Origin of the sequence: Haladaptatus sp., from assembly GCF_049589095.1 — an archaeon.
Classification (GTDB): Archaea; Halobacteriota; Halobacteria; order Halobacteriales; family Haladaptataceae; genus Haladaptatus.
On sequence record NZ_JBAWAC010000164.1, the window covers coordinates 1 to 2,196 of the forward strand.

The following is a 2,196-nucleotide window of genomic DNA, read 5'->3' on the forward strand; positions in this document are numbered from 1 at the left end:
CTGTTGGAATGCTCGGTCCGTATGACGACGTCTGGTGGTGGGACCATCTCACCCACACGCACTCGGCAACGCTCCTCGGGGGACTCACTTTCGTTACCGCTCGCCGCCAAGGGCGCGACCCTCGTCCGCGTGTCCTGGCGGTCGTCGTCGGTCTCGGCGTTCTGTGGGAGCTCATGGAGTATCTGATTCATGCCGTCGCCGATCGCTTCGACTGCGAACCGATCCTCGTTTCCTACGGCAGATCGGATATCCTCTTCGACCTCCTGTTCGACCTTTTCGGCGCGTTACTCGTTCTCGTATTCGGGGACCGGTTCCTTCGAAACCTCTATCCACACGCCGATTAGTCCGCTCTTGTATCGCATGATTTTCTCCGAATTTCTGCGTCTCCGTGACCCCTCGTACAACTTGGTGGGATACCATAGCGATATTGTTCACTCTTATAAACTTCTATATTATCCTCCCCAAACCGATAAACAACATGCTGGAAAACGTAACGAGAAGGGATGCGATGCGAACGACCGCCGCTATCGCCTTCGGTGGGACGATGGTTCCCGAATCGACAATAGCCGAAGAGTCGAAGCCAACGGATCAGGACGCCCGTTCGACGGACGTACTTTCAGCACCGAACGGAGCACAGGTCGGCGATATCGTCGGGGATAGAGCCCTCATCTGGAGTCGGGCGAGCGGTCCGGCACGGATGTACCTTCACCTGTCGACCGACCGGGAATTCTCCGAGAGACGGACGATCCGTGGACCGGCCGCACTCGCGGACAGCGACTATACTGCAACGATCGACATCGAGGGGCTTCCTCGGGGTGAAGAGATTCAGTATCGGGTGGAGTTCAAGAGCCTTCGAGAGCCGGGAATCCGAAGCGATCCGGTGGGAGGGTCGTTTCGAACGCCCCCGACGGATCGAACGGATATCCGGTTCGTTTGGGGAGGAGACGTCGTCGGGCAAGGGTGGGGGATCAACCCCGACTTCGGTGGCATGAAGACGTTCGAATCGATGCGGAAAACGGATCCCGACTTCTTCATCCACTCCGGCGACTCGATCTACGCCGATGGGCCGCTCGAAGAACGCGTCGAACTCGACGATGGCAGCGTTTGGCACAACGTCCTTACGGAAGCGAAATCCGACGTCGCCGACACGCTCACCGAGTTTCGAGGGAACTACCGGTACAACCTCCGAGACGACCACTACCGGGAGTTCGTCTCTGAGGTTCCGATGATCCCACAGTGGGACGACCACGAAGTCCTCAACAACTGGTACCCGAACGAGAAACTACCGGCGGACGACCCGCACGACGTCAAAAGCGTGAACCTACTCGCGGCACGTAGCCAGCGGGCGTTCCTCGACTATATGCCGATTCGCCCGCGGGAGGACGTCGACGATGCGATCTATCAGCGCTTCCCGTACGGCCCTTCGCTGGAGGTATTTCGGCTCGACATGCGGAGCTATCGGGGGCCGAACACGGGGAACACCCAAACGGAATCGGGGCCGAAAACGGACTTTCTCGGCGACACGCAACTGGACTGGCTCAAAGACGCGCTCTCGAACTCCGAGGCGACGTGGAAGATCATCGCGGCGGACATGCCGATCGGACTCGTGGTCACCGATGGCGACAAGTACGAAGCGGTCGCAAACGCGGACGACGGGATACCGAAAGGTCGGGAACTGGAGATCAAGGAGTTGCTCTCGTTCATGCGCTCGGAAGGCATTCGGAACGTCGTTTGGCTAACGGCGGACGTCCACTACGCGGCGGCCCACCACTACCACCCGAAACGGGCGTCGTTCTCCGAGTTCGAACCGTTCTGGGAGTTCGTCTCCGGTCCGCTTCACGCCGGGACGTTCGGACCGAACGAACTCGACGACACCTTCGGCCCGAAAGTCGTCTTCGAGAAGAGTCCACCGGAAGGGGAAGCGAACCTTCCGCCGAGCGACGGACTGCAATTCTTCGGGCAAGTCGACGTCGATGGTCGATCCGACGCACTGACGGTAACGCTCAAAGATATGAACGACAAGTCGCTGTACACGAAGGAGCTTACCCCCCACGGCTGCTGATCGTTACCCCGGTCGGCCGCTGATCACCGCCGCCGCGGCGTCGATCACGGTCTAGTTCTCATCAGATGGCAACCACACGACATCTATACCACCTCACATGACGTACTGTACGGGTGATTATGCCGATCGATATC

Annotated in this window: 1 protein-coding gene and 1 pseudogene; both read left to right on the forward strand. The window is 59.2% G+C overall.

The window, feature by feature from the left end; all coding sequences use genetic code 11:
* Positions 1-344: pseudogene (locus tag WBV42_RS05585) on the forward strand (hypothetical protein); the annotation flags it as partial.
* 134 nt (positions 345-478) lie between these two features.
* Entirely contained in the window at positions 479-2,062 is a 1,584-nt protein-coding gene (locus WBV42_RS05590; protein WP_423985150.1) for an alkaline phosphatase D family protein, read from the forward strand.
* The last annotated feature ends 134 nt before the right edge of the window (positions 2,063-2,196 follow it).

What these genes read in the sequence shown, in the direction of transcription:
- WBV42_RS05590 (WP_423985150.1), top strand. Translation starts at nt 479, where the DNA reads ATGCTGGAAAACGTAACGAGAAGGGATGCGATGCGAACGACCGCCGCT.